3 protein-coding genes and 1 riboswitch are annotated in these 3,361 nt (G+C 67.2%); all 3 genes read right to left on the reverse strand.

The window, feature by feature from the left end; genetic code table 11:
- On the reverse strand, positions 1-921 hold a 921-nt coding region (gcvT, locus tag KZA10_RS10100; protein ID WP_218682796.1), incomplete at its 3' end, for a glycine cleavage system aminomethyltransferase GcvT.
- A 154-nt stretch (positions 922-1,075) separates the two neighbouring features.
- Positions 1,076-1,170: riboswitch (glycine riboswitch) on the reverse strand.
- A 23-nt stretch (positions 1,171-1,193) separates the two neighbouring features.
- Positions 1,194-1,649, reverse strand: a complete 456-nt coding sequence (locus KZA10_RS17995; RefSeq protein ID WP_256934683.1) for a hypothetical protein — start codon at positions 1,647-1,649, stop codon at positions 1,194-1,196.
- Complete coding sequence (locus KZA10_RS10105) at positions 1,598-2,698, reverse strand: ABC transporter substrate-binding protein (RefSeq protein ID WP_308289633.1); 1,101 nt, start codon at positions 2,696-2,698, stop codon at positions 1,598-1,600. The genes KZA10_RS17995 and KZA10_RS10105 overlap by 52 nt, the downstream gene beginning before the upstream one ends.
- Positions 2,699-3,361: the final 663 nt, after the last annotated feature.

Consider the following 3,361-nt stretch of genomic DNA (forward strand, 5'->3'; position numbering starts at 1 on the left):
GGCGGAGAGCGCCGCCTTGCCGACGAAGTGCTCCTTCGCGGTCACGACGACGCGTCCGAGGCCTGCCTGAGACGGCTGGGTGTCAAGGCTCAGTTCGTGCCCGTAGAGCGGCATCCCCGCTTCGAGGCGAAGGGTGTCGCGCGCGGCGAGCCCGGCGGGAACCAGGCCGTGCGGCGTGCCGGCAGCGAGCAGGGCATCCCACAGCGCCGCCGCGTCGTCAGCGGCGACGAGAAGCTCGAAGCCGTCCTCGCCCGTGTAGCCGGTGCGCGCGAGGAGGAGCGGTTTGCCGCGGTAGTTCGCCGACGCCCAGGCGTAGTACTTCTGCTCGGACCAGGGAATGCTCACGTCGGTGATGTCAGCGGTCGCGGCGAGGATGGCCTCGGCGTTCGGACCCTGTACGGCGATGAGGGCGTAGTCGTCGGAGACGTCTTCGACGTCGACTCCGCGATCGCCGAGGAACCCCGCGAAGCTGCGCTCCTCGCCCGGTGCCCGAGCGGGGAGGTCGCGCTCGACGAGCGACGGGAAATCACGGACGCGTTTCGCGAATGCCGAGTCGACGAAGCCCCGATTGCCGGCGTTCGCGATCACGAGGTAGCGGTCCTCGGCCAGCCGGTAGGCGATGACATCATCGATGATGCCGCCGCCCTCCGCGAGCAGGAGCGAGTACTTCGCCTTCCCGACCGGCATCGCCGAGATGCGGCCGGCCAGGGCATAGTCGAGGAATTCCGCTGCGGCCTCGCCCGTCACCAGGAACTCGGCCATGTGCGAGATGTCGAAGATGCCCGCGCTCTCGCGCACGGCGTGGTGCTCGGCGAGGTCGGACGTGTAGCGCACCGGCATCTGCCAGCCGCCGAAGTCGGTGAACGACGCGCCGAGCGCCTCATGGCGTTCGCGGAGCGGGGTGTAGCGGGGGTCGGACATGGAGTTCTCCCGGGCTGTGTCGGGCGGAACGGCGGCATCGCCGTTCCTCGGAACTCCCCCTCTGTCATAGGCCTGAGAGCTTCACCCGCGCACGGAGGCGGGGCTTTCACCGTCGGCGGATCCGCGCGGTCGCGGGATCGCTTTTCAGAGTGGCCGGAACCGCGCGGTACGCGTACCTGAGAGATTGGCGGGGAGGCTTGCTCCTTCGGTGCCCGGCTGCGTTCGCCGGGGCTCTCCCGCGTGGGTCATTCGGCCTGTCTTCAGTTGTGGGTTCAGTCTAGCCGGTGCGGCCCCCGCGCCGAGGCCTGCGTCCCGACACGAAGCTCCCGTCGCGCCCTCAGTCGCCGCGAACGTGCGCGAGCGACCGAGAGTGCGACGGGAGCGAGGGTGTGGCGGGGGCCCGTCAGTGCGCGATGCCGAGTTCGGCGCGGACCTCGTCGCGGAGGCGGCCGAGGTTGTCCGCCGTACAGCTCCTTCTTCGTGGCCTCGTCGTTCGTGCTGATCGCCGCCTGGATCGCGGTGTCGACGACCGGGTTGCTGTACCGGCTGAAGTTCCAGCGGCCTGCCGGGATCTCCGTGCCGACGGGGCTCGTCGACTCGACGGCGGTACCGCCGAACCAGTCACGGTAGATCTGGAACGGGTCGGCGACGGAGGTGCCGATCACACCACCGACGATCAGCTGGAACTCGCCACCCTGACGGGAGTCGGAGAACTCCTGCCACTGCACCGTGGAGGCCGTGATCTTGACGCCGGCGGCCTCGGCCTGCTCGGCGACAGCTTCGCGGCGTCGTTGTAGTCCGTCCAGCCGTCGACCGAGGTGAGCGTGAGCTCGAGCGGAGCGCCGTCCTTCTCGTATATGCCGCTGGAGCCCTTGGTGTAGCCGGCGGCTTCGAGGATCGAACCCGCCTCGGCGGCGTTCGCCTCCTGCGGGCTGACCTCGTTGGCGGGGTCGGCGACCCACTTCTCGTCGCGGGGCAGCAAGGCGAACGTCGGCGAGATGTCGCCGGTGAGGCCGACGAACGCCTTGTCCTTGATCGTGGAGCGGTCGATCGCGGCGTTGAGCGCCTGACGCACGGCGACGTCGGTCTGCGGACCGGTGCAGCCGAGCTCGGCGTTCGAGCAGGTGTAGAGCACCGTCGGGTCCTGCGGTGTGTTGATCCAGTCGATCTTGCCGTTGGCGGTCACATCATCCGGGTTCGGGATGAACATGCCGGTCCAGTCGAGCTTGCCGGCGGCCAGCAGGTCCTGCGCGGTTTGGTTGTTGTCGACGGCGATGTACTGGACCTTCTTGATGCCCAGCTTGTCGGCGTCGCGGAAGTTCTCGTTCGCGACGAGGGTGTACGACTCGCTCGTGGTCTTGTCGACGACGTAGGCGCCGGAGCCGACCGGCTTCTCGTTCGCGAAGTTCGCGAAGTCGGTGACGTCTGCCCAGACGTGCTCGGGGAGGATGTAGGTCGACCCGAGGCGCTGGAACTCGGTGGTGTACTGCGCCGAGGAGTAGGTCAGCACGACGGTGGTGTCGTCGGTGGCCTCGGCGGAGACCAGGCCGTTGCCCTCGGGGTTGTTGGCCTCGTAGTTGAAGGAGAACGCGACGTCCTTCGCGGTGAGCGGCTTGCCGTCGCTCCACTTGAGGTCGGGCTTGATGGTGATGGTGATCACCGTGCCGTCCTCGTTGTACTCGAACGAGTCGCCGATCAGGCCGACCGGCTCGGAGTCGGCCGTCTTGTTGTAGAAGAACAGCGGCTCGTAGATCGGGCCCAGCGCGCCGCGGAGCACGGTCGGTGCGAACGGGTTGTAGTTCGCGGTGATCGGGGTCTGGCTGCCGGCCCAGACACGCAGGGCCCGGTCGCCATCGGCGTTGCCGCTGTCGCTACCGCCGCCACAGGCCGCGAGGCCCAGGGCGAGGACGGATGCTCCGGCAATCGCGGTGAGCGCAATCTTGCGCCTTCCGTTTACGGATCATTTCTCTTGTTTCCTCTCGGTGCTGCACTGCAGGAGGGATCGCTCCGGATGGAGCAGAACCCCGGATGCGGGGTTCATGGGCCCCGCGGAGGCGGCCGGTCGGCCGCTCTCGAAGGTGTTTGTTAGGACAGTAACCTAACAAACCCCGTCCCGGTGAACAAGACTCCCCGAGCCCGCCAGATAACGTTTCGGACTCGACCGCCGTCGTGGTCATATACGCGCACTAAGGGTGCGAATGACACTAAGATCGATCCCGGAGGTTAAGGTGTCCATGACTCAAAGCAGCGACATCCGCGTCGCGGTCTCGACGGTCATCCTGACGTTGCGACGCACGGATGACGGACGCGCGACATCCGACTAGAGCAGTGATGGCCCTCGCCGCGGCGCTCAACCAATCGATCGAGAATCTCGCTGGGGGATCTGATGGCTAAAGATAACGAAGTCGTGAAAAACGGCACCATAGGCGGCGTTGTGGCA

The organism is Microbacterium sp. BF1 (assembly GCF_019279095.1).
GTDB classification, from domain to species: Bacteria; Actinomycetota; Actinomycetes; order Actinomycetales; family Microbacteriaceae; genus Microbacterium; species Microbacterium maritypicum.